This window comes from Streptosporangium sp. NPDC049078 (assembly GCF_040648855.1).
Lineage (GTDB): Bacteria > Actinomycetota > Actinomycetes > Streptosporangiales > Streptosporangiaceae > Streptosporangium.
The window spans coordinates 17,011-39,493 of the sequence record NZ_JBEZEL010000001.1 but is presented as its reverse complement, the minus strand read 5'-3'; the positions used below and the strand labels follow the sequence as shown (position 1 = coordinate 39,493).

Below are 22,483 nucleotides of genomic sequence, written 5' to 3'. Positions count from 1 at the left end.
CTCGCGCACGATTCCAGCACATCAGGGTTCCGCCAAGTGGAACCGGGGTTTGGGTAATGATCGGCCCGCCATCTCATCTGATCGCGGATTTCGTCGTTGTTACATGACGGTTTTGCGGATTCCGAGGTTCTCGCACTTTAATGCCACGTTTTCACTTGGCAAGCGCTGTTCTGGCAGGCAGACTGTTGGAAGCCCAGCTCAACGAGGGAAGATCGCGATGACGCACCCTGAAAACACCGACGTGACCTCGCTCATGAAGGCCGCCCAGGACAACCTGTGGATGCACTTCACCCGGCACAGCTCGTACGAGGGTGCCGAGGTGCCGATGATCGTGCGGGGCGAGGGCTCCTACATCTACGACGTGCACGGCAAGCGCTACCTCGACGGACTCGCGGGGCTCTTCGTGGTCCAGGCGGGGCACGGCCGCAGCGAGCTGGCCGAGGCCGCCGCCAAGCAGGCCCAGGAGCTGGCGTTCTTCCCGCTGTGGTCGTACGCGCACCCCAAGGCCGTAGAGCTGGCCCAGCGGCTCGCCGCGGAGACCCCCGGCGACCTCAACCGGGTCTTCTTCACCACCGGCGGCGGCGAGGCCGTCGAGACCGCGTGGAAACTCGCCAAGCAGTACTTCAAGATCACCGGCAGGCCGCTCAAGCACAAGGTCATCAGCCGCCAGATCGCCTACCACGGCACCCCGCAGGGCGCCCTGTCGATCACCGGCATCCCGGCCTTCAAGCAGATGTTCGAGCCGCTGGTCCCGGGTTCCGTCAGGGTGCCCAACACCAACCACTACCGCGCCGACGAGATCACCGGCATGCCCGGCATGACGCCCGAGCAGTACGGCTACTGGGCCGCCGAGCGGGTCGCCCGCGCCATCGAGATGGAGGGCCCCGACACCGTGGCCGCCGTCTTCGTCGAGCCGGTGCAGAACGCGGGCGGCTGCTTCCCGCCGCCCCCCGGATACTTCCAGCGCCTGCGCGAGATCTGCGACGAGTACGACGTCCTGCTCGTCTCGGACGAGGTCATCTGCGCCTTCGGCCGCCTCGGCACCATGTTCGGCGGGCAGAAGTTCGACTACGTGCCCGACATCATCACCTGCGCCAAGGGCATGACCAGCGGCTACTCGCCGATCGGCGCCATGATCGCCTCCGACCGCCTCTTCGAGCCGTTCAAGAACGGCACCGAGATGTTCGCCCACGGCTACACCTTCGGCGGCCACCCGGTGTCCTCGGCCGTCGCGCTGGCCAACCTCGACCTGTTCGAGCGGGAGGACCTGCTCGGCCACGTCACCCGCAACGAGCCGGTCTTCCGCTCCACCCTGGAGCGTCTGCGCGACCTGCCGATCGTCGGCGACGTGCGCGGCTCCGGCTACTTCTGGGGCATCGAGCTCGTCAAGGACAAGGCGACCAAGGAGACCTTCAACACCGAGGAGTCCGAGCGCCTCATCAGGGGCTTCCTCTCCGGCGCCCTCTACGAGGCGGGCCTGTACTGCCGCGCCGACGACCGGGGCGACCCCGTCATCCAGCTCGCCCCGCCGCTCATCTGCGGGCCGAAGGAGTTCGACGAGATCGAGTCCATCCTCCGCTCGGTGCTGACGGAGGCGTGGAGCCGCCTCTGAGCGCGCACGTCCGCGCCTTCCGGGCGCCGGATCCGCCGGAGTGACCCGCGCCGCACCCGCACAGACCTCGGTGCCACTCCGTTGAACAAGGAAAGGAAATCCCATGAAGATCGGCGTGCCTGCCGAGGTCAAGAACCACGAGTACCGCGTCGCCGCGACCCCGGCGGGCGTGCACGAGCTTGTCCGCCACGGCCACGACGTCTACATCCAGCGCGACGCGGGCCTCGGCTCGCACCTCACCGACGAGGAGTACCTCTTCGCCGGCGCCAAGATCCTCGACACCGCGGACGAGGTGTGGGACCAGGCCGAGATGATCCTCAAGGTGAAGGAGCCCATCGCGGAGGAGTACCACCGCATGCGCCCCGGCCAGGTGCTCTTCACCTACCTGCACCTCGCGGCGGGCCGCGAGTGCACCGAGGCCCTCCTTGAGCGCGAGGTCACCGGCATCGCGTACGAGACCGTCCAGGTCGGCAACACCCTGCCGCTGCTCGCCCCGATGTCCGAGGTCGCGGGCCGGCTCGCCCCGCAGGTCGGCGCCTACAACCTCATGCGCTTCAACGGCGGGCGCGGCGTGCTGCCCGGCGGCGTGCCCGGTGTGGCGCCCGCCAAGGTCGTCGTCATCGGCGCGGGCGTCTCCGGGCTCAACGCCGCGCAGATCGCGGTCGGCATGGGCGCCGACGTCACCGTCCTCGACCTCAACGTCGACCGCCTGCGTTTCATCGACGCCATCTACCAGGGCCGTCTCAAGACCCTCGTCTCGACCTCGTACGCGATCGAGAAGGAAGTCCTGGAGGCCGACCTCGTCATCGGCGCGGTGCTGATCCCCGGAGCCAAGGCCCCGACCCTCGTCTCCAACGAACTGGTCTCCCGGATGAAGCCGGGCTCCGTGCTCGTCGACATCGCGATCGACCAGGGCGGCTGCTTCGAGGACTCCCGCCCGACCACGCACGCCGAGCCGACCTACCAGGTCCACAACTCGATCTTCTACTGCGTGGCCAACATGCCGGGGTCCGTCGCCAACACCTCCACCTACGCGCTGACCAACGCCACGCTGCCCTACGCGGTCAAGCTGGCCGGCCTGGGCTGGAAGGAAGCGCTCCAGCAGGACGCCTCCCTCGCGCCGGGTCTCAACACCCACGCGGGACGGCTCACCAACGAGCAGGTCGCCATCGCCCTCGAACTGCCGTACGTGCCGGTCTCCGAGGTCATCGCCGCCTGAGCCGGATCCCGCACGTCCCGCGCGGTCAGGGTGCGGGACGTGCGGGATCCACAGGTCCGGCCGGACCGGTTCGTGAGAGGCGGCCGACGCCGCTCACGGTGATCGGTACCGACCGCAGGGCAGGATCGGTGCCGGTCGCGATGATCGGCCGGAGCGCAGGGCAGGGCCGGTGCCGATCACGGTGAGCAGCCGGAGCACGGGACACGATCGGTGCCGATCACGGTGACAGAGCCGAGCGCAGGGCGCGGGCGGTGATCAGGACGTGCTCGATCTCCGCCGGGGTCGGCCAGGGGACGCCACCGGGACGCAACAGCGCGGCCCGTACGGCGGCCAGGTGCTCGACCGCGCCCAACGGCAGCCCGCTCCGCTCGGCCAGCCACGCCGTGACGTCGGTGTGGTCGCGCAACGGCCGGGTGACGAGATCCCAGGTGCCGAGGATCTCGGTCAGGTCGGCGATCCTCAGGGTGGCGCCACCCCGCCGGGCGACGGCGGCCGCGGCCAGCTCGGCGCGGGCGACGAGCTCCGGCTCGGCGGTCCGGCCCCACGGGGGAGAGGGCGGGTCGGACAGCCACCGCTCCGCCTCGCGGGAGAACCCCGCGGCCGACAGCAGCGCGGCCAGCTCGACCGCGGCCCGGTGGTGCCCGGCCTGTGCCGCCTGGCGGAACCAGTGCTGACCGCCCTGCAGGTCGCTGTGCTCGGCGATGAGCAGCAGGCCGAAATTGAAGGCGGCCTCCGGGTCGCCGCTCGCCGCGGCCCGGCTGAACCAGTGGCCGGCCCCCTGCGCGTCGCTCATCTCCACGCACACGAACCCGGCCGTTCGCTGGTCGTCGATCCTGCCGGTGCAGGCCGCCCGCTCGAACCAGGCACGCGCGGTGCGCAGGTCACCGAGGGAGAGCGCGATCCCGCCCAGTTGGGACGCGGCACCGGGGTGCTCGTGCCTGGCGGCCAGCCGGAAGAACGCCTCCGCCCCCTCGGGATCGAGATTGGCCTGCAGGAACAGCCCGAGATGGTAGGCCGCGTCGGCATGACCGTTCCTGGCGGCCGACTCCCACCAGCGCAGCGCCTCGTCCTCCTCCCCGGCGGCGTAGGCGAGGAAGCCGAGATCGTGGGCCGAGGCGAGGTCGCCGTCCATCGCGGCCCTGCGATGCCACTCCACGGCGGCCTTCACCTCGCCGCCGTCCTCGCAGAGCAGCGCGAGCCGCCTGGCCGCCGCCCGGGAGCCCGCCCCGGCCGCCGTCTCGAACCACCGCCGGGCGGCGGGGACGTCGCCGTGCTGGTCCAGCAGGAGGGTCGCCAGGTTCACCGCCGCCTCGACGTCTCCGGCGTTCGCCGCCAGCTCGTACCACCTCGCGGCCTCCGCGGGGGTGCCGTGTTTCTCGTGCCAGATGCCCAGGTTGTAGGCGCTGTCGAGGTTTCCCGCGGCCGCCGCGCGCTCCCACCAGTGCCGCGCCGCCGAACGGTCACCGCACTGGGCGAAGTGGCGGCCGAGCAGGTGGGCGGCCTGCACGTCGCCGCCGTGCGCGGCGAGCAGCAACTCCGTCTCGCCGTCCATGTCGTTCTCGTGCTCGGTGCCGCGGGGGGTGGGTATCAGCCCCGCGGTCGTCTCCGGGTCGTCAGGCCACCCCATGATCACACTCCTCGCCGACGGCGCCCAACCGACAGATCACAGGGTGACACGTAAGCACTCCGTGACGGAGGGTAATCGCGGACTTTCGCTCGACACCCCGCCTCCCGGTCCGCTCCGGTGCTCGGACGAGGCGTACGAATCCCGCCCGCACGCCTGTCGGGTCATCGGGGTGCCACGTCCGGTGAGTGTGGACGAACGCCTCCCGGCCGAGGTCGGCAGATCCTGTTGAAGACACCACGGTCGGTCAGGCGACGAGCCGGACCTCACCGGGAGGTGTTCACCTCCATCCTCACGGTCAGACGAAGCGGATGAACCCCACGTACATCCCCATCGAGCAGACGTAACGCAGCGAGCCCGCGTCCCGAGCGCCCAGCCGTACGGTGGCGGGCAGTGTCACGTCGCGACCGTCGATCGTGAGCGTCCGGGTGCAGCCGGGGGCGCCCACCAGGTGGAAGACGAGCTCCGTGGGGAATCCCGCGCGGGCGGTCACCACACCCGGCCGGTAGCCCCGGTCGGTGGCCCAGATGTCGATCCGCTGGACGCCGCCGGAGCGTACGGCCGCCCGTGCGTGATCGCCCGTCGTCCCCGCCGGGCCGTCGGGGATGCCGCCCGCCGGGCCGTCCGCCGCTCCCGCCTCGTCCGTCGCCCCCGCCATCGGGTTCCGCGCGGTCCCCGCCGGGGCGCCCGCCGCCATCGCCGGGCCGCCCGATCCGGGGAGCCACCCTCCGAGGCTCAGCCCCGAGGAGATCGTCCACAGGCCCGTCGCGAGTGCGGCGACCCCGGCCAGCGCCGCCAGCCTGGTGGTCGCGGCCCGCCGCAGGACCAGCCCGAGAAGCGCGAACGCGGGCGTCGTCCCTGCCACGAACCCCGCCATCACCGCGCCCCCGCCCAGCACCGACCCGCTGGAGACCGCCACCGTCTCGATGCCGAGCGTCACCCCGCACGGCAGCAGGATCGTCGCGGCACCGAGCGCGAGCGCCCTGGGAGCGGGGACGGTGATTCCCGCGAGTCCCGCGAGTCCCGTGATCCCGGACACGCCGCCGCGACGGGACGTACGCCCGCCCGCTGCGACGCCCGGGTGGCATCCGGTTCGCGGCCCGCGCCCGAACATGCGGATTCCGAAGCCCACGACCGCGATCCCGGCCGCGACGAGCAACGCGGCCCTGACCTGAGGGCCGAGCAGCACGGCGGACCCGGCCAGTCCGAGCAGCGCCCCGGCCACCACGTGGGAACCGAGGCGCCCGGCGAGGAAGAGCGCGACGACCACGGGACCCGAAGGCCCCGCTTCGGCACCGCCGCCCTTACCGTCTCCGCCGTTCCCGCAGTGCTCGTCGGTTCCGTCGGTTCCGTCGGTTTCGTCGGTCCCGCGGTGCTCGTTGGCTCCGTCGGTTTCGTCGGTCCCGTCGCATTCGCGGGTCTCGCGGTGTCGGCGGGAGCGGGCAGGAAGGTCGCGCGAGGTGAGACCTGCGAGCAGGCCACCCTGTACGGCCGTGCACGAGGCCGTACCCGCGACCAGTCCCGCGGCGAGCCCGGCGGCGAACAGCGCGGCCGGCCCCGCGCTCAGCGGGCATCCCCGGTAGCCATCCCGATCTCCACTGACCCAAGGTAATCTCACCAGAGGATGACTGATAGTGATATTTCCTTACCGAGCGCTCACGCTGTCCTTACCGGACGTCCACGTTTCGCGGCGTTTTTCCGATGTTCCTCGACGCCAACGGCCCGGGGACCTCCCGGGCCGTTCTCGCTGTGCGATGGACATCACGGCGCGCGACGAATCCCGCCGACGGCGAAACTCAGCGGGCGGCGGCGTTCAGGTCGACGAGAACCTGCGTGCCCGACCCCGACCGGAACCGGAACATGTCCTCGTGCATGTACAGGGTGGGAGCGGCCTTGTCCCCCCGGCGCGTCGGAACCGGGAACAGCCGGCCGGTGCGTCCCGTGGCGAGGTCGTGCACAGAACTCGCCCCCCTGCCGTCGCGGTCCTCCTGGTGGAGCAGGACGAAGCGGCCCGAGTGGAGATACCCGCGAGCCGTCCCCGGCAGCGCGTGCCGCCCGGTTCCGTCGCGCCGCCACGCCTCGATGTTGTTGAAGCACCACGTCACCCCGCAGTCGTTCCACGACGTCCGCCCGGCGGGAGGAACCACGTCCCTGGCCTCGCCGGTGAGCACGTTCTGCAGGTGCTCCACGGGGCGGGAAGCGGATCTCTCCTCCGCGCCTCGCCGAGGCCGTTCGGCCCACGGCCAGTCGGCGAGGTGGAAGCCTTTGGTGCCGTCGACCAGGGACGCCTTCCCGCCCTTCAGCGGAGCCCGGTAGACACCGCCGCCGTCGACCGGCGACCAGACGGCCGTGCCGTCGGCGACGGCCAGGTCGATCCCGCTGTAGCTGTCGTCGATGATCACGGCCTTGACCGAGGCGATCCGCCGCGGGACGCCGCCCGTGACCGGCACCGCCCATATCTCCGTCCTGCGGTCGTTGAGCGTGGACCATGCGAGGTACCCGTCGCCGAAGACCAGCTTGCTCGACGCGTTCGAACTCTTGAGCGCCGCGATCCGGGTGAACCTCCGTCTGTCGACGTCGTAGGACCAGATCCCGTCGGGCCGGTTCCCGGTGAGTCCCGCCCCCACCACGACCCGGTCGGTGACGAACAGGTCCGGGGTGAACACCCGGCCACCCGGTGCCTTCGTCGGGATCTCGTGCACCGCGCCCGGCCAGACCTGCTTGACCGGCGGCGCGAGAGGACCGACGTAGGGCGTCGGCTGTGCCGCCGGAGCCGTTGGAACCGCCGGAACCGTCGGAGTAGGTGACGCGACCGTACGCGTTCCCACGACGGTGGCCGTCGTCACGACCGCGATGGAGGCCGCCACCGCCACCGGTGCCCACGGCCTGAATCTCGGCGACGCCCCGCGTGACGCGGGTGGCGTCCCGAACCGCCCGTCGTCCCGTACGGCCTCCGCCCTGGCGGTCATCGCGTCCCTGAGCCGATCCTCGATGTCGGTCATGCCCTGTCTCCCAGTTCGCGTTCAAGCCGTTCCAGAGCCCTGAAAACGGTGGACCGTACGGTGCTCTCCCTGACGCGCATCGCCTCGGCGATGTCGGCGTGGGACAGATCGAGGTAGTAACGCAGGACGAGGACCTCGCGCTGCCGCCTGGGCAGCCGGTTGAGCGCGGCCAGCATCTCCTGTCGTGACTCGCCGAGCAGCGCGGCCGTCTCCGCCGAGTCCACCGGCTCCTCCCGCCGCCCCACCATCACCCTGGCGGCGATACCGCGCCGGCGCAGGACGGACCGCGAGGCGTTCAGCACGCAGACGCGGACGTATGTCAGGGTGAGCGGCTCGGGGGGCCTGTCGTGCAGCCTGGAGAAGACGTCCTGTACGACGTCCTCGGCGGCCTCCCTGTCGCCGACGAGCAGCACGGCGAAGCGCACCAGGGCGAGGCGGTGCTCGCGATACAGGCCGACCAGTATCGTCTCGGCACCTGGTGGTCCGGGCGCGCGAGCGGCTATCTCACCGTTCATGACCTAAAGAACGCGTAGCGGTCCCGATCCGCTGCTTCGACGGGCACGGCGATCGCGGCCCCGCCCGGCCGGCCGATCGGGGCCGCGGAGCCTACCTTCCGTGGCGTACGGCCCCGCTCGTCACGGGGTGGTCTGAGTGTTCGCGAAGATCGAGGTGTCGAGGGTGAAGTCGACCGGCTCGGGCAGGTGCAGGCGCGAACCGATCTCGACCCGGGTGGAGGTCCGATATTCGCCCTCCTTGGGGTCGCTGAGGACCGTCACGGTGGCGGGGGAGACCACGGGGTTGATCAGAAGCATCACGGGGACACCGCCCGAGGCGTAGATGGCGGGCTTGCGGTCGCGGTCGTCGAAGATGCTGCCCGGGGACACGATCTCGGCGACCATGAGGAGGCCGGAGGAGCGCAGTTCGCGGTCACCCCAGCGCGGGCAGTCTTCGGGCGCCAGCACGAAGTCGGGGACGACCAGGTCGTGGGACCCGTCGACACGGACCGCGACGTTGCCCGTGTACGCGTTCAGGTCGCCGTCCTTGATCGGCCGATGGAGTTCCGCGAAGAGGCGCATCGCCACCTGGGCGTACTCGGGGCCGCTCAGCGGGCTCACCACCAGTTTTCCTTCGATCACCTCGGCCCGCAGTCCGGGAAGAGGTGGGAGCGCGTCGTAGAGTTCGTGCGGTGTGTGCGGCAGACGCAGGGATGCGGTCTCCGGAGAGGGAGCCAGATCCGCGTGGTGACGCGGTGTCGTTTCGGTAGTCATATGCCCCTCCGTATCCTGGTGAACACGATGAGTATTCCAGGGGGGCGGGTGAAGCATGGGTTTCTCGTGGAAAGGGAGGATCAGATCCAGCCGGGGCGGACGAGGCCGGATTCGTAGGCGACGACGACCAGTTGGGCACGGTCGCGGGCGTGGAGTTTCATCATGGTCCTGCTGATGTGGGTCTTGGCGGTGGCGGGGCTCATGAAGAGCTTGCCCGCGATCTCGTCGTTGGTCATGCCGGTGCCGACCAGGGCGAGGACCTCGCGCTCGCGGTCGGTGAGCAGGCCGAGGTCGCGGGCGTGGCGCGGCTCCTTGGCCCGGCTCGCGTACTCGGCGATCAGGCGACGGGTCACGCCGGGGGAGAGCAGGGCGTCGCCCGCGGCCACCACCCGGACGGCCTGGATGAGCTCGGCCGGTTCGGTGTCCTTGACGAGGAAGCCGCTGGCGCCGCCTCGGAGGGCCTCGAAGACGTACTCGTCCAGCTCGAAGGTCGTGAGAATGATGATCTTCGGTCCGGCGGGCATCTCCCGGGTGGCGGTCAGCCCGTCCATGCCGGGCATGCGGATGTCCATCAGGACCACGTCCGGCTCGTGCTCGGCGGCGAGCCGCAGGGCCTGGGCCCCGTCGGAGGCCTCGGCCACCACGGTCATCCCCGGCTGCGCGTCCAGCAGGGCACGGAACCCCGCCCTGACGAGGGCCTGGTCGTCGGCGAGAACAATCTTGATCATCGGGATTCCTCCGGGATCGGCAGCAGGGCCTCGACGCGGAAGCCCCGGCCGTGATGCGTGGCGGTGAGCGTTCCCCCGAGCGCCGATGCCCGCTCCCGCATGCCGGGAACGCCGTTCCCGCTGCCCAGGCTCTCCCCGGGGGCGTCGCCGCCCGAGTCGGTGACCTGGACGGTGAGCGCGTGGGGAGCGTAGTCGAGCACGATCGTGACCGACGCGCCGGGGGCGTGCCGGGTGACGTTGGTGAGGGCCTCCTGCACGATGCGGTACCCGGCCCGGTCGACGCCGGGAGGCAGCGGCCCGGCCTCGCCGACGATCTCCTTGGTGACCGGCAGCCCGCTGCGCTCGATGAGCTCGTCGAGCCGGTCCAGCCCGGCGGTGGGGGAACGGGGGGCGCCGTCGCGCAGGACGTTGAGCACCGACCGCATCTCGGTCAGCACGTCCTTGGACGCCTGCTTGATCGTGGTGAGCGCGGTCCGCGCCTGCTCGGGGTGGTCGTCGATGAGGTGCAACGCGGTGGACGCCTGCACGTGGATGAGGGAGATGTTGTGCGCGAGGACGTCGTGCAGCTCCTGGGCCATGGTGAGCCGCTCCTCGCTGGCCCGCCGCCGTAGCTCCTCCTGCTCCACCCGCGCGTGCTCGGCCTGCCGCTCCCTCCTGGCCCGGGAGACCTCGGCGGCCACCACCGCGAGGCCCATCAGCGCGGCCACCGCGAGATCGTGGAACCAGCCGGTCGTACGAACGGGGGCGAACCAGGACGTGTAAACCACGAAGAACACGTAGGCCAGGCCCCATATCGACCAGGCCGCCCGCCGGTGCCCGGTGACCACGGCGGTGTGGAACGCGATGATCGGACTGAGGAAGACCGGCCCGTAGGAGTAGCCGAGGCCGATGAAGATCACTGTGGAGCCCGCCGCGACGGCCAGGCTGAGCACCGGACGGCGCCGGCGTACGATCAGGACCAGCGGCCCGGCCAGCAGGAGCACCCAGCCCAGCGGGTCGAGCGGGATCCTGAGTATGCCGGGGTCGTGGACCTGCCACCACTGCACACCGCGGGTGACCACGCCCTGGAAGACCCCCACGAGCAGCGGGAGCGGCAACTCGGCCCAGCGGGGTTTGACGTGCACGCTCAGCACTGTACGTGCGCCCACAGGCAGGGCGCGTCCATCCCGTGAGGCATGAGGCGATACATCCCCTGCGGTAGGGAAGGGGCTGACAAGGCTTACGGGCTGAGTCAAGCTGTCTGCGGGAGGTCATCATGATCAATCGTCGAGTCGCCGCCCCCCTGGCGGGGGTCCTGGTGGGAAGTTCCTTACTGCTCGTCCAACCCGCCGCCGCCTCTCCACAGGCGTCACCGGTACGGCCGGGTGCGGAGAAGAAACCCGTCGCGGAGGGGTACGGGGGCGCGGTCTCGACCGTCGACCTCGACGCCGGCAAGGTCGCGCTGGGCGTGCTGCGCCAGGGCGGCAACGCCATGGACGCGGCGGTCGCCGCCGCGGCCGCCCTGGGGGTGACCGAGCCCTACTCGGCCGGGCTGGCCGGGGGCGGGTTCATCGTCTACTACGACGCGCGCCACAAGAAGGTCCACACGATCGACGGCAGGGAGACCGCCCCGAAGGCGATGGGGCCGACCTCTCTGGAGGGCATTCCGTTCGAGGAGGCCGTGACCAGCGGGCTGTCCGCGGGGGTGCCCGGCAGTGTGGCCCAGTGGGAGCTGGCGCTGCGCAAATTCGGCACGCTCTCGCTGAAGCAGGCGCTGAAACCCGCGACCGAGCTCGCCTCCAAGGGATTCAAGGTCGACCAGACCTTCTACGACCAGACAGCCGCGAACGCCGCCCGTTTCAAGGACTTCACCTCCACCGCCAAGCTCTACCTGCCGAACGGCGCCCCGCCGCCGGTCGGTTCCACCTTCCGCAACCCCGAGCTGGCCGAGACCTACCGCAAACTCGGTAAGCAGGGCGGCGGGTGGCTGTACGGCGGCTCCCTGGGCGCCGAGGTCGTGGCCACCGTGAAGAAGCCGCCGGTCACCCCGGGCTCCACCCGTAACGTGCGGCCGGGACTGATGGAGCTGGCCGACCTCAAGGCCTACCGGGCGCTCGAACGGCCGCCCACGAAGGTGACGTACAAGGGCATGGACGTGTACGGCATGGCGCCGCCGTCCTCGGGAGGCTCGACGGTCGGCGAGGCGCTCAACATCCTCCAGGTCCTGCCGAAGGTCGGTGAGCACGAGTATCTGGAGGCCTCCAGGCTCTCCTTCGCCGACCGGGGCAAGTACGTCGGCGACATCCCGGGCGTCCCGCTCCAGGAGCTGCTCTCCGACGGGTTCGCCAAGGAACGCGCCTGCCTGATCGGCGAGCGGGCGCTGACGAGCCCGGTCGCGCCCGGTAACCCCGACGGGACGTACGGGCCGTGCGCGCCCGCTCCCTCGGCGGAGGCCACCCCGTCGGCCCCCGAAGGGCCGGAGACCACGCACCTGGTGGTCACCGACCGGTGGAACAACGTGGTCGCCTACAACATCACCATCGAGTCGACCGGCGGCAACGGCATCGTCGTCCCCGGCCGGGGTTTCCTGCTCAACAACGAGCTGACCGACTTCACCTTCGGCCCGGCCCCCGGCGACCCGAACCTGCCCGCCCCGGGTAAGCGGCCCCGTTCCTCGATGGCGCCGACGATCGTGCTGGACGACGGCAGGCCGCTGCTCGCGCTGGGTTCCCCCGGCGGTTCGACGATCATCACCACCGTGCTGCAGATCCTGGTCAACCGCTGGGACCTCGGCATGTCGCTCCCCGAGGCGCTCGCCGCGCCCCGGGCCACCCAGCGCAACACCCCCCAGACCCAGGCGGAGCAGGCATACATCGACCGCTACGGCGCCGAACTCACCGAACGGGGCCACAGCCTCGTACTGAACCCCGAGATCGGCGCGGCCACCGCGGTCGAGTTCCTGCGGAACGGGAGGCTCCAGGCGGTGGCGGAGCCGACCCGTCGCGGCGGAGGCAGCGCGCTGGTGGTGAACGAGCGCAGATAGGGGTCCCGTACTCGCGGCGGCACGTACGGTGACGGCGCGAACGGACACCGGATCCGGCGGCGTGGTCTCGGCCGCGCCGCCGGGGACGCCGAAGGGCGTCGGCGGGACGTCTAAGGACGTCCAGGGACGTTCGGGAACGCGAAAAGCGCCGAGGGCGATGCCTTCGGCGCTGCGGACTCCCCGGTCGTCAGAGCAGCAGGTACGCGGCCACGGCGACGACGACCAGCACCCCGACCACCACCGCCGCCGTGATCGGCAGGACGAGCGACCGCTTCTCGGGGGCGGCCTCGGGGTCCTTACGCTGGGCGAACGCGCGGAACGCCTGGGTGTTGCCCGCGGGGTCAATCTGCTGAGGATCAGACATGGAGATGACTGTAGCGATACGGGATACCTCCCAACACTGATTTGTCCACTTTCACGAGACGGATTCCGCTGCTTGGCCAGGGACGAGGGCTGAGGGCCGGACCGCCGACCGGGGCGGATAGCGTGGTGTCATGCTCCGGATCCTGTTCTCCGCCCGCGTGGTGGTGCTCCACCTGCTCGCGGTCGGGGCCCTCGTCGTGTGCGGGCTGCTGGGCAGGTGGCAGCTCGGCGTCTTCGAGGATTCCGGCATGCCCCAGTCGCTGCGGGATCCCGCCCCCGTGGCGGTCGCCACCCTCACCGCGCCGGGAAAGCACATGGCGGCCGACGCGGTCAGCCGCCAGGTGACCGCCGAGGGGACCTTCGACGTCTCGAAGCAGCTCCTGGTGGCCGAGCGCGACGGGGGTCTGTGGCTGCTGGCCCCGCTGGACCTCGGCGACGGCACCTCCATCCCGGTCGTACGCGGCTGGGTGGCCACGGCGGGAGATCCCGCCGTCACGGCCCCTGCCGAGGGGCGGGTGACCCTCAGCGGGCGCCTGCGGCCCTCGGAGTCCACCGACAGCGTCCAGCGCCGGACCAGGCAGCTGCCGCCGGGGCAGGTGCTGACCGTGTCGTCGGCCGAACTGGTCAACCTCTGGCGGGGTACGAAGCTGCGCGACGGTTTCGTGATCGCCACCGCCCAGTCACCGGCTCCCGCGGTCGCGGCCAGGCCGGTGAGCGCCCCTCCGCCGACCGAGCCGGGCGGGCTCACCTGGCGCAACCTCGCCTACGCCGCCCAGTGGTGGATCTTCGGGCTTTTCGCGGTCTTCATGTGGTGGCATTTCGTTCGTGACGCGCTGCGCGGCGGCACGCGGAAGATCGACGCCACTCCCACCACCGCCACTGAGGCCGACACCGCCACTGTCACAGCCACTGTCACCGACACCGAATCCGGTGCCGCTCCCGACTCCGCCTCCGACGCCGGGATCGCCCCCGGCCCGGGGGCCGCCCACGAGGGCGGCGCCGGTGGAGAGCCGGAGACGCCCGCCCTGCCGGCCCGTACCGCCCCGTGAACCGAACCCCAAGACCGAGGTAACCGACCGTGGAATCCGCTCTCAAGCCCTTTCGCATCCTGGCCTACATCGTCGGCGTGATGCTGCTCATCCTGGTCACCTGCATCGTGCTCAGGTACGGCTTCGGTATCGAGGAGCCCTCGAAGATCGTCTCTCCGATCCACGGCTTCCTTTACATGCTCTATCTCGTGGCCACGATGAACCTGGGCATGAAGGCACGCTGGACGTGGCAGTACATCCTCGGGGTGATGCTCGCGGGCACCGTGCCGCTGCTCTCGTTCGTGTTCGAGCGCAGGGTGACCCGCCGGGTGGAGTCGGAGCTCGCGACCGCCGCCGCCACCGCCTGACCGATCCGGGCCGGGGCCGGAGGCGGGTCACGGTGCGTCCGACCGGGACCAGGTCAGGTCCGGAAGCGGACCACCCGGCCCGCGCCGGGTTCGAAGACGGGCTCGCGAGATGCGTCTGAACGGTCCGGCCCGGAGGCGGTGTGTGAGGCGCGTCTGAACGGTCCGGCCTAGAGGCGGGTCTGTGAGGCGCGCCTGAACGGCCCGGCTCGGAAACGGGATCGCGAGGCCGGGCCGTGCGGGGGGCGTCGCCGCGTCAGCGGCCGAGCCCCCGGCGACGCGAACGCTTGAGACGCTCGCGCTGAGACGGGTCGAGCATCAGGTAGCCGACGACCGGGGCGGCGACGACGCCCAGGAGGATCAGCAGCGTCAGGAAACCTGGCAGGAACAGCCACGACAGGAACACCACTGCTCCGGCGCCGATCGCGTACTTCTGGACGGGCGACATCCTCAACATCCTCCGAACGCGGGGCGGACGCCCCGTCTGTAGTTCATTGTGCGTCGCCCGTCCAACGTGTGAACCCATCGCCGTGGTTCCAGCCGAGATATATCGCGATTTTCCCGGTGATGGCCGTCCCCTGCCACGGGTGCGACAGGAGGGCGTACCGGGCCGTCCGGGCGGCGCCGGGTTGGTAGTTTGGCGGTTTCGCCGGGAACGAGAGTGAACATGTTCCACCGGAAACCGACATGATCATGCTCGTAGGTGCCGGGTTCGGCGACGGGCACCACCGCAGGAGTGACGACCGGACGGGCGCGACCACGCTCGCCGGCGGCGAGAACGATCACGCGACCATGTGGAGGACAGGCTGTGGACGGCACTGAGCGGGAGCCGGCGCGAGGCGAGCTCAGTGCGATCGGGCAGGCACTGGCGATCCTGGGAGACCGGTGGGTGCTGCTGATCCTGCAGCGGGCGTTCCTGCTGCGGATCCGGACCTTCGCCGGCTGGCACGACGCGCTGGGCATCTCCGAGTCGGTTCTCGCCGCCAGGCTCAGAGAACTGGTCGACCACGGCATCTTCGAGCTGTCGGCGTACCGCAGCGGTCGCACCCGCTACGAGTATCGGCTGACGGAGCGCGGGCTCCGGTTGTGGACCCTGCTGGTGGCGATCCACGCGTGGGAGCGAGACTGGGTCGAGCCGAAACGACGCCCGCCGCTGCTGCACGAGCAGTGCGGCCAGGACGCCAAGCCGCACCTCGGGTGCGGTTCCTGCCTGCGGCCGATGAGTGCCCGCGACACCCGGACCGAGCCCGGCCCGCTCGCCACGTTCTCCCGGATCGGCACGCCGCGGCGGCACCGCCGCACGGTCCGCGCCGACACCCCGATCGACCCGATCGGCTACTACACGACGTCGATGGAGATCCTCGGCGACCGGTGGGGCACCAGCGTCCTGGCCGGGGCGTTCCTCGGCATCCGCCGGTTCGTCGACTTCCAGTCCGGCCTCGGCATCGCGCCCTCGGTGCTCACCGACCGGCTGCGCCGCTTCGTCGAACTGCGCGTCTTCGACGCCCGGCCCGACGGCTCGTACCGGCTCACGGACAAAGGACTCGCCTTCTTCGAGGTCTTCGCCTTCCTCGTCGACTGGGCCCAGCGCGAGTTCCCCGCCCCCGAGGGCTCGGCCCTGTCGATCACCCACGCGTTCTGTGGCGCCGCGTTCCAGCCGGTCCTGCTGTGCAGGGCGTGCGAGCGACCGCTCCAGCGACGCGAGGTCCGCTTCATCCTCCCCGATGACCCGATGACGACGCTTGAGGGTTCGCCACCCGGGTGACGGCGCTCGAAGGTTCGCGACCGGAGGGACGGCGCTCGGGGGTTCGCTACCCGGATGGCGTCTCCCGGACGCGGAGTGAGTCGACCGTCCAGCGGGCCGCCTGGAGGGCTCCGGCGCTTCCCCTGCCATCGGTGTCCGGAACGGTGAACCGGTGATACTGCAGCGCCGTCACGATGTTTCCCACACGAATGACGATCACCGAGTTGACGCTCGAATGACCGTTGCTGATCTGGTAGGCGTAGGCCTCGTCGCCGAGCCCCGGCACATCGGCGAGAGCGCTCACGGTCCGCGTGTCCTTCGTGTCCTGTGCGTGGAGGCGAAGGTATTTCGCGTGCGCGAGCGTCGCCTTCGATTCGCGGACGACGGTGATCTTCAGAGTGTTCCTGAGACTGCCGGGCGCGGTCGTGTCAGCCGCCTGCCACTCGCACGTCGCCTTCTCTCTCGACGGGGAGGGCGCGAGGTAGAGGCGGCCCGCCTGTTCCTCCGAGATCAGGGAGCACGGGTCAGGGGCCTTCGCGAAGAAGGTGGGCAGCGGTGCCGGAGCCGCGTTCGTCGGCTGGGACGCGGGACGGGACCAGAGCCAGAACGCCGTACCGCCGCCGGCCAGGAGGACCAGCGCGGCGGCCACGACGATCAGGAGGGGGCGGCGTGATCCGGCGGGCCGGGGGGTGAGTCCCCGCAGGATCGTGCGGGCGGTGTCGGCGTCCGGGCGGTGGGCCGGGTCGGCCGTGAGCAGACTCTCCACCAGCGGGGCGAGCGGGCCGGAGGTCGCCGCGCCGGTGCCCCCCGAGGCGGGGCCGGATTCGACGAGGTCCCCCAGGGGAGAGGCCGGGGCGGTGCCGTCCGCCGGGCGCGGGCCGGTGTCCGGCACCTGTCCCTCGACGGCGGTGAACAGGACGGCGCCCAGGTCGCGCAGCTCGTCGGTGGCGTCGAACATGGCGAAGCCGGTGACCACGACCCTGCCGTCAGGGGTGAGAAGCACGCTCTCCGGGCCTGCCAGAAGGTGAACACCGCGCTCGTGGGCGGCGGTCTGCGCGTCCAGTACGCGCAGCCCGACCTCGGCCGTCCGCTCGGAGGTGAGCGGCCCCTCGGCCCGGACGGTCTGCAGCACCGAGCGGCCCTCGACCGACTCCAGGATCAGCCAGACCTGGTCGGGGAAGGAGACGACGTCGTGCAGGGTGATGACGTTCGGGTGCCTGAGGTCCGCCGCGGCGCGGATCCTGGCGAGGAGGCCGTCGCGCTGCGGGCCGGGCGGCGGGAGCGCCATCCCGGTGACCGTGACGTCGCGCTGGAGCAGTTCGTCGCGGGAACGCCAGGTGGTTCCTGTGCGGTCGCGGCGCTCCAGCAACCGATAGCGACCGGCCAGCAGGTTCGGGTCGCTCATACCGGTTCCTCGGGTGCGCTGGTGTCGAACCGTGCGGGTCGCCCGAGGGCCGCCGGGGGAAACGCGGGACGAGGGCGCTCAGTCAAGGTTGTTCAGCTTCTCGGCGACCTGGCGGGCGGCGCGAAGGGCCTGCCGGCGCATTTCGGCGTTCGGGCGCTCGCCCTTCTGTGACACGTCTACCTCGATCAGCAGGTTGCTGATCCGGAAACGAACCGTGGAGTGGACCCGGTCCAGCGCGGTCACGTCGAAGGCGAAGGCCTCCGCGCCCACCCGATCGGCCTTCCTGACGGCACCGGTCGAGCCGAAGGGGCCTTCTCCCCTGTCGGCGATGGTCCTGGTGCGTTCGGAGACGAAGAACTCGTGGGCCACCTCCGGGGCGGCCTTCGCGTTCACGGGGGCCTTGCGGGTGAGTGAGACCCGCAACCAGTGCGCTTCCGACGGCCCGCCCCAGCCGCAGGAGGACCCCTCTTCCGCCCGCGTGGTCGTCGCGGGCTTGGGGGTCGCGCTGGGCGCCACGGCCCGGCTCTGGGAGTCCGCCAGCAGCGAGCAGGCGTCGGGCGCGGTGGCGAACCGTCCGGCGCCGGTCGTGGGCGACGGGGTCGCGGGCGCCTCTGAGTCGTTCGACGTCATCAGGACCACCGCCCCGGTCGCGGCGAGCGCCACCGTGGCGAGCGCGGCCCCGGTGATCAGGGCGGTACGGCGGGGCTTGGCCGCCCGCCTTCCCGGCACGGTCTCCTGCGTGGAGAGGGGCGGGGCGGCCGGGCCGGGGGAGGCCGGGGAGACCGGGGAGAGCGGCTGCGGGGGCAGTCCCTGGGAGATCTGCCGCAGGGCCGTGCGCAGTCCCGCCTCCCCTGGGCGCAGCCGGGGATCCTTGGTCAGGGCCGCCATGAGCACCGGAGTCAGATCCCCCGCCCCGCGGGGCGGGGGCACCTCCTGGGTGAGGATCGCGCCGATGGTCGCGGCCGGGCTGTCGCGACGGAAGGGACTCCGGCCCTCGACGGCCGTGTACAGGGTCGCCGCAAGGGACCACAGGTCGGTGGCCGGGCCGTCGTCGGTGCCGCGCAGCCGCTCGGGGGCCATGTAGCCGGGGGAGCCGATCAGCGCGTCCGGGGAGGTGAGCTGGACGTCCCCCTCCAGGACGGCGATGCCGAAGTCGGTCAGCAGCACCCCGCCGTCCACGGCGAGCATGATGTTCGCCGGTTTCACGTCGCGGTGCACGATGCCCCGGCTGTGCGCGAGGGCGAGCGCGTCCAGCACGGCCAGGCCGATCACGGCCGCCCTCCGGGGCGGGAGCGGCCCCTCGGCCTGGATCGCCTGTTCCAGCGAACGGCCCTTGACCAGGTCCATCACGATCCACGGGCGGCCGTCCTGCGCGACGACGTCGTGTACGGCCACGATGGACGGGTGCCCCAGCCGGGCGGCGGCACGCGCCTCGCGCAGGGTGCGTTCCCGCGCCTCGACGCGTTGCGCCTCGGGCAGGTGCGGGCCGAGCTTGACCTCCTTGATCGCGACCTCGCGGTGGAGCAGCTCGTCGCGGGCCCGCCACACGACACCCATCCCGCCCGCGCCGAGCTTCTCCACGGCCCGGTAGCGACCCGCCAGTATCGGCAGCGGGCCCGCCATCCGATCAGTCATCGGTTTTCAGGGAGTCGTTGAGCCAGCGGGCCACCCGCAGCGCGCCTTCGGCGATCTTGCCGTCGGGGTCCTCCTTGACGCCGCCCCGCTCGTACTCGACCTCGGCGATCAGGTTGCTGACCCGGAAGACCACGGTCGCCTTGTAGGAGCCGTTGTACAGGTTGATGGCGTTGTACGTGCCCGAGGTGAACGCCTCCTCGCCGACGCCCCGCAGGTCCTTGGGCGGGAGGGGCTTGGGGGTGACGAACTGGCCCTTGTCGACGAGATCCTTCTTCTTGCCCGCCAGATACTCCCTCGCCCTCATGACCTCGGAACCGTCCTGCTTCTGGGCGATCAACCGGACGCGCAGGTCGTACTTCTCGACGTTGGGCTTGCGCCAGTCGTGCTGGTTGAGCCAGTTGCAGACGGAGTGCTCGACCTCCGAGCTCTTGTATCCCGGTACGACCTGGCTCACCTGGTCGTCGTCGAGCAGGCCGCAGGCCCGGGGAGCCGTGGCGAAGCGGCCCTTTGCGCCCGACGGTTCGGCGGCGACGGTGTCGTCGGCGTTCGTGACGATCGAGGTGAGGAGGACGCCGATGGTGACCGCCATGCCGAAGAGCAGCGCGCCGGTGAGCGCGACGACGGGCCGGGGTACGAGCACCCCCGTCGTCCGCTCGGAAGGCTCCGCGGACGCGCCCGGTGGCGTGGGAACGGGAAGGGGGGCCGGCTCACGCGAGGTGGGGGCGTCCTGCGGGTTCTGGTGGGGCGGTGTGGGAGCGGAGGGGAAGGGCGCGCCTGGGTGGGGCTGTCCCTGCTGGGGTGTGCCCTGGTGGGGCTGTCCCTGCGGGGGGAGGCCGGGGGCGGTCCGCTGCTGCGGTGAGGGCTGGTTCTGCGAAGGCTGGTTCTGCCAGGCGATCGGCGTGCCCGGAGAGGAGGAGAGCGCGACCTGTGGGGGGACGGGGACGTCCTGCTGGGGAAGCTTCGCCGTGATGTCGGACATCTGCTCGGTGAGGGTCTTCCTGAAGGGCGCGGTCTCCTCTCCCGGGCGGGACGGGGCGGCCTCGTCCTCCTGCCTGCCCGCGACCCCGGGACCTCCGAGGGGCGCGGTCGCCTCGTACCTCTGCGGTCCTGTCGTGGTGGCCGCTCCCGGGGCCCCGGGAGTGCCGGGGCCCGGAGGGGGCGTCTGCCCGAAGGCCGCCGTCGCCGCGACAGCGGAGGGGGGGAAAGGGATGGAAGGGGAGGAAACGGAAGACGAAGGGGGGTCGGAGGCTCCCGGCTCCGAGGTTCCCCCGACGAAACCTCCCGAGGTCGAAGGGAGCGCGCCGGTGGGAGGCGGCGCGGCCGGAGGCCCCGGACGGTACTGGGAGACCTCGATCAGGGCGCCGCGCAGGGTGATCGGGTCGGGCCGCTGGGAGGGGTCGGCCGCGAGCAGGTGGAACAGGACGGGCGCGATCGGGCCCGCGTTGTCCAGGGAACCGCCGGGCGACGGCGGACGGCCCTCGACGGCGGTGTAGAGGGTCGCGCCGAGTGACCACAGGTCGGCGGCGGGGCTGGTCACCCCCTCGGGGGAGGTGAAGAGCGGGGACGGCAGGGACGGCGCGGATAGGATGATCTGCTCGTACGGGCCGAGCAGTACCGAACCCGGCCGTACGTCGCCGTGGAGCATGCCCTGCCGGTGCGACACCACGAGCTGGTCCAGCACGGCCACCCCGACCACCGCGGCCTGCTGCGGGGACATCGGCCCGAACCGGGCGATCACCTGTTCCAGTGAGCTCTGTTCAAGCATCGGCGCGCCCTCGGCTCCGGCGATCCCGGGCCCCGGCGCGGTGGGAGCGGCGTGCGCGCCCGCGTGCCTGCCCTGCGTTCGAGGGACCTCTGGATGGTTCATCCGCTCGCTTTCTGCTTGTTCAAGGCGTTCGCGACCCATGTCGCGGTGGTGTGAGCGCCCGCCTGGATCGCCGGGCCGTCCTTGCTGCCGTCGACCACGGTGTAACCGACGTCGAGGACGAGATTGTCCACGCGTACGACCACGTAGCTCTGCTCCAGCCTGCCTGTCTTGCGATTCTCGTAGACGTCGTAGCCGAACGCCTCGTCCCCGACGGGTTCCACCGCCATCGGCGCCGTGCTGCGCGAGGAGCGGATACCGGCCTGGATCTCCGGCCAGCTCCAGGCGTTCTCCCCGCTCGGTATGACCTCGTGGCGCCGGTTCACGAACAGCTCGTGGGCCTGCCGCGGGCTCTTGCCCCACTGGTCGGCGCCGGAGAGACGCACCTCCAGCCCCATGCCGCTGGTGGCCCACTGGCAGCCACCGTCGTTGGTCGGCTTGCCCTCGCCCGTCAGCGCGGGCAGCAGCTGCCTGGCCATGGAGCCGGGGACGAGCGCGCACACGTCCACCGGCGTGGCGAAGGCGCCGGGACTCTCGCTGAGCCTGACCCGCTTCTCGGCGGCCGTGGGGTTCGAGGTGAGCAGGAACGTCACCCCGAAGGTGACCGCGACGACCACCGCGATCCCGGCCGTCTCGACGGCGGCCCACCGCGCCGTACGGCTCAGGCGCGGCTTGGGCGGCAGTACGGGGACGACGGGGGCGGGGGACGGCGGGGGGACGGGCGGCGCGGCCGGTGTCCCGGTCGCCGTACGCCCTGCGGCCAGCTCTCCCAGCGAGCGGGCGACGGACTCGAAGGACGGCCGGGTCTCGGGAACCGGGTCGAGCATGCGCGTCAGCAGCTCGCCCAGCTCGCCCGCGCGCTCCGGCGGCCTAGGCGGTTCGGTGAGCACCCGGCCGATCGCCGCGATGGGGCTCTCCGCGGGGTGCGGCGGCACCCCCTCGACGGCGAAGTAGAGCGTGGCGCCGAGGGACCACAGGTCGGAGGCGGGGCCGCCGCGCTCGCCGCGCAGCCGTTCCGGCGCGATGTAGTTGGGCGAGCCGACCAGGTGGCCGGTCCGGCCCGAGGTGGCCTCGCCGTCGGCGACCGCGAAGCCGAAGTCGGTGAGGACGGCCTTGCCGGTCCTGGTGAGGAAGACGTTGCCGGGCTTGACGTCGTGGTGGACCACCCCGGCGGCGTGCGCGGCACCGAGCGCGCTGAGGATGCCCACGCCGATCCTCGCCACCTGGTGCGCGGGCAGCGGGCTCCGGTCGCGGACGGTCTGCTCCAGGGAGGTGCCCGACAGCAACTCCATGACGAGCCAGGGCTGATCCCGGTCGATGATCACGTCGTGGACGGTCACGATCGAGGGGTGCTTGAGCCGGGCGGCGAGGTTCGCCTCGCGGAGCGCCGAGGCGAAGATCTCCTGTCGCCTGGCGGGATCGAGGTCAGGAGGGAGTCGTACCTCCTTCACCGCCACGTCGCGGCCAAGCGTCTCGTCGGTGGCGAGCCAGACCGTGCCCGCCCCGCCCTCGGCGAGAGGGTTCAGCAGCCGGTAACGGCCCGCCAGCACTCGAGTGTCGATCCCGTTCACCCCGTTCGCTCAACCCATCGCGGACAGCAACAT

General features: G+C 71.4%; 20 protein-coding genes. 7 read left to right on the top strand and 13 right to left on the bottom strand.

Annotated elements, in window-relative coordinates:
- Positions 1–217: 217 nt before the first annotated feature.
- Both AB0B90_RS00185 and ald read left to right on the top strand, forming a co-directional pair.
- On the top strand, positions 218–1,612 hold the full coding sequence (locus AB0B90_RS00185; RefSeq protein ID WP_350946575.1) for an aspartate aminotransferase family protein: 1,395 nt from the start codon (positions 218–220) through the stop codon (positions 1,610–1,612).
- 103 nt (positions 1,613–1,715) lie between these two features.
- On the top strand, positions 1,716–2,831 hold the full coding sequence (ald, locus tag AB0B90_RS00180) for an alanine dehydrogenase (protein WP_350946576.1): 1,116 nt from the start codon (positions 1,716–1,718) through the stop codon (positions 2,829–2,831).
- A 217-nt stretch (positions 2,832–3,048) separates the two neighbouring features.
- Here the strand turns inward: ald and AB0B90_RS00175 are convergent, their stop codons facing one another.
- The 7 genes from AB0B90_RS00175 to AB0B90_RS00145 form a co-directional block, all read right to left on the bottom strand.
- The gene (locus AB0B90_RS00175; protein WP_350946577.1) at positions 3,049–4,458 is read right to left on the bottom strand and encodes a tetratricopeptide repeat protein; all 1,410 of its coding nucleotides are present in this window, start codon (positions 4,456–4,458) and stop codon (positions 3,049–3,051) included.
- A gap of 295 nt (positions 4,459–4,753) precedes the next feature.
- Positions 4,754–6,073, bottom strand: a complete 1,320-nt coding sequence (locus AB0B90_RS00170) for a sulfite exporter TauE/SafE family protein (protein ID WP_362919998.1) — start codon at positions 6,071–6,073, stop codon at positions 4,754–4,756.
- 178 nt (positions 6,074–6,251) lie between these two features.
- Positions 6,252–7,457 carry a hypothetical protein gene (locus AB0B90_RS00165; protein ID WP_362919996.1) on the bottom strand — a complete coding sequence of 402 codons (1,206 nt, stop codon included), beginning with the start codon at positions 7,455–7,457 and terminating at the stop codon, positions 6,252–6,254.
- Entirely contained in the window at positions 7,454–7,972 is a 519-nt protein-coding gene (locus AB0B90_RS00160; protein ID WP_362919994.1) for a sigma-70 family RNA polymerase sigma factor, read from the bottom strand. The genes AB0B90_RS00165 and AB0B90_RS00160 overlap by 4 nt, the downstream gene beginning before the upstream one ends.
- Before the next feature lie 120 nt (positions 7,973–8,092).
- Positions 8,093–8,725 carry a Uma2 family endonuclease gene (locus tag AB0B90_RS00155; RefSeq protein ID WP_362919992.1) on the bottom strand — a complete coding sequence of 211 codons (633 nt, stop codon included), beginning with the start codon at positions 8,723–8,725 and terminating at the stop codon, positions 8,093–8,095.
- An 80-nt stretch (positions 8,726–8,805) separates the two neighbouring features.
- Complete coding sequence (locus AB0B90_RS00150) at positions 8,806–9,453, bottom strand: response regulator transcription factor (protein ID WP_350946582.1); 648 nt, start codon at positions 9,451–9,453, stop codon at positions 8,806–8,808.
- A complete protein-coding gene (locus AB0B90_RS00145) occupies positions 9,450–10,577 on the bottom strand; it encodes a sensor histidine kinase (protein WP_362919989.1) in 1,128 nt (375 codons plus the stop codon). Before AB0B90_RS00145 ends, AB0B90_RS00150 begins: the two co-directional genes overlap by 4 nt.
- Before the next feature lie 131 nt (positions 10,578–10,708).
- Here AB0B90_RS00145 and AB0B90_RS00140 point away from each other — a divergent pair, with 131 nt between their 5' ends.
- Positions 10,709–12,475: a gamma-glutamyltransferase family protein gene (locus AB0B90_RS00140; protein ID WP_350946584.1), complete on the top strand. Its 1,767-nt coding sequence runs from the start codon at positions 10,709–10,711 to the stop codon at positions 12,473–12,475.
- Positions 12,476–12,662: 187 nt separating this feature from the next.
- Here AB0B90_RS00140 and AB0B90_RS00135 read toward each other — a convergent pair whose 3' ends face one another.
- A complete protein-coding gene (locus AB0B90_RS00135) occupies positions 12,663–12,839 on the bottom strand; it encodes a hypothetical protein (protein WP_350946585.1) in 177 nt (58 codons plus the stop codon).
- A gap of 130 nt (positions 12,840–12,969) precedes the next feature.
- Between AB0B90_RS00135 and AB0B90_RS00130 the strand changes: the two genes are divergently transcribed.
- Complete coding sequence (locus tag AB0B90_RS00130) at positions 12,970–13,887, top strand: SURF1 family protein (RefSeq protein ID WP_362919987.1); 918 nt, start codon at positions 12,970–12,972, stop codon at positions 13,885–13,887.
- 29 nt (positions 13,888–13,916) lie between these two features.
- Positions 13,917–14,234 (top strand): DUF3817 domain-containing protein, encoded by a 318-nt coding sequence (locus tag AB0B90_RS00125; protein ID WP_350946587.1) that lies wholly within the window; start codon positions 13,917–13,919, stop codon positions 14,232–14,234.
- 253 nt (positions 14,235–14,487) lie between these two features.
- Here the strand turns inward: AB0B90_RS00125 and AB0B90_RS00120 are convergent, their stop codons facing one another.
- Positions 14,488–14,679, bottom strand: coding sequence for a hypothetical protein (locus AB0B90_RS00120; RefSeq protein WP_350946588.1), 192 nt, complete (start codon positions 14,677–14,679; stop codon positions 14,488–14,490).
- A gap of 239 nt (positions 14,680–14,918) precedes the next feature.
- Here AB0B90_RS00120 and AB0B90_RS00115 point away from each other — a divergent pair, with 239 nt between their 5' ends.
- Both AB0B90_RS00115 and AB0B90_RS00110 read left to right on the top strand, forming a co-directional pair.
- Positions 14,919–15,053, top strand: a complete 135-nt coding sequence (locus tag AB0B90_RS00115; RefSeq protein ID WP_362919985.1) for a hypothetical protein — start codon at positions 14,919–14,921, stop codon at positions 15,051–15,053.
- Positions 15,040–15,996 (top strand): helix-turn-helix domain-containing protein, encoded by a 957-nt coding sequence (locus AB0B90_RS00110; RefSeq protein ID WP_362919983.1) that lies wholly within the window; start codon positions 15,040–15,042, stop codon positions 15,994–15,996. Before AB0B90_RS00115 ends, AB0B90_RS00110 begins: the two co-directional genes overlap by 14 nt.
- 46 nt (positions 15,997–16,042) lie before the next feature.
- Here AB0B90_RS00110 and AB0B90_RS00105 read toward each other — a convergent pair whose 3' ends face one another.
- The 4 genes from AB0B90_RS00105 to AB0B90_RS00090 all read right to left on the bottom strand — a co-directional run bounded on the left by AB0B90_RS00105 (position 16,043) and on the right by AB0B90_RS00090 (position 22,450).
- Complete coding sequence (locus AB0B90_RS00105) at positions 16,043–17,380, bottom strand: hypothetical protein (protein ID WP_362919981.1); 1,338 nt, start codon at positions 17,378–17,380, stop codon at positions 16,043–16,045.
- A 78-nt stretch (positions 17,381–17,458) separates the two neighbouring features.
- Positions 17,459–19,015 carry a serine/threonine-protein kinase gene (locus AB0B90_RS00100; protein ID WP_362919979.1) on the bottom strand — a complete coding sequence of 519 codons (1,557 nt, stop codon included), beginning with the start codon at positions 19,013–19,015 and terminating at the stop codon, positions 17,459–17,461.
- Positions 19,008–20,882, bottom strand: coding sequence for a hypothetical protein (locus tag AB0B90_RS00095; RefSeq protein WP_350946593.1), 1,875 nt, complete (start codon positions 20,880–20,882; stop codon positions 19,008–19,010). Before AB0B90_RS00095 ends, AB0B90_RS00100 begins: the two co-directional genes overlap by 8 nt.
- On the bottom strand, positions 20,879–22,450 hold the full coding sequence (locus AB0B90_RS00090) for a serine/threonine-protein kinase (RefSeq protein ID WP_350946594.1): 1,572 nt from the start codon (positions 22,448–22,450) through the stop codon (positions 20,879–20,881). Before AB0B90_RS00090 ends, AB0B90_RS00095 begins: the two co-directional genes overlap by 4 nt.
- Between the last annotated feature and the right edge of the window lie 33 nt (positions 22,451–22,483).

Bases quoted from the DNA above. Each gene is read 5' to 3' on its own strand.
- AB0B90_RS00185 (WP_350946575.1), top strand. From the start codon at position 218: ATGACGCACCCTGAAAACACCGACGTGACCTCGCTCATGAAGGCCGCC.
- ald (WP_350946576.1), top strand. From the start codon at position 1,716: ATGAAGATCGGCGTGCCTGCCGAGGTCAAGAACCACGAGTACCGCGTC.
- AB0B90_RS00175 (WP_350946577.1), bottom strand. From the start codon at position 4,458: ATGGGGTGGCCTGACGACCCGGAGACGACCGCGGGGCTGATACCCACC.
- AB0B90_RS00165 (WP_362919996.1), bottom strand. From the start codon at position 7,457: ATGACCGACATCGAGGATCGGCTCAGGGACGCGATGACCGCCAGGGCG.
- AB0B90_RS00160 (WP_362919994.1), bottom strand. From the start codon at position 7,972: ATGAACGGTGAGATAGCCGCTCGCGCGCCCGGACCACCAGGTGCCGAG.
- AB0B90_RS00155 (WP_362919992.1), bottom strand. From the start codon at position 8,725: ATGACTACCGAAACGACACCGCGTCACCACGCGGATCTGGCTCCCTCT.
- AB0B90_RS00150 (WP_350946582.1), bottom strand. From the start codon at position 9,453: ATGATCAAGATTGTTCTCGCCGACGACCAGGCCCTCGTCAGGGCGGGG.
- AB0B90_RS00140 (WP_350946584.1), top strand. From the start codon at position 10,709: ATGATCAATCGTCGAGTCGCCGCCCCCCTGGCGGGGGTCCTGGTGGGA.
- AB0B90_RS00135 (WP_350946585.1), bottom strand. From the start codon at position 12,839: ATGTCTGATCCTCAGCAGATTGACCCCGCGGGCAACACCCAGGCGTTC.
- AB0B90_RS00130 (WP_362919987.1), top strand. From the start codon at position 12,970: ATGCTCCGGATCCTGTTCTCCGCCCGCGTGGTGGTGCTCCACCTGCTC.
- AB0B90_RS00120 (WP_350946588.1), bottom strand. From the start codon at position 14,679: ATGTCGCCCGTCCAGAAGTACGCGATCGGCGCCGGAGCAGTGGTGTTC.
- AB0B90_RS00115 (WP_362919985.1), top strand. From the start codon at position 14,919: ATGATCATGCTCGTAGGTGCCGGGTTCGGCGACGGGCACCACCGCAGG.
- AB0B90_RS00105 (WP_362919981.1), bottom strand. From the start codon at position 17,380: ATGAGCGACCCGAACCTGCTGGCCGGTCGCTATCGGTTGCTGGAGCGC.
- AB0B90_RS00100 (WP_362919979.1), bottom strand. From the start codon at position 19,015: ATGACTGATCGGATGGCGGGCCCGCTGCCGATACTGGCGGGTCGCTAC.
- AB0B90_RS00095 (WP_350946593.1), bottom strand. From the start codon at position 20,882: ATGAACCATCCAGAGGTCCCTCGAACGCAGGGCAGGCACGCGGGCGCG.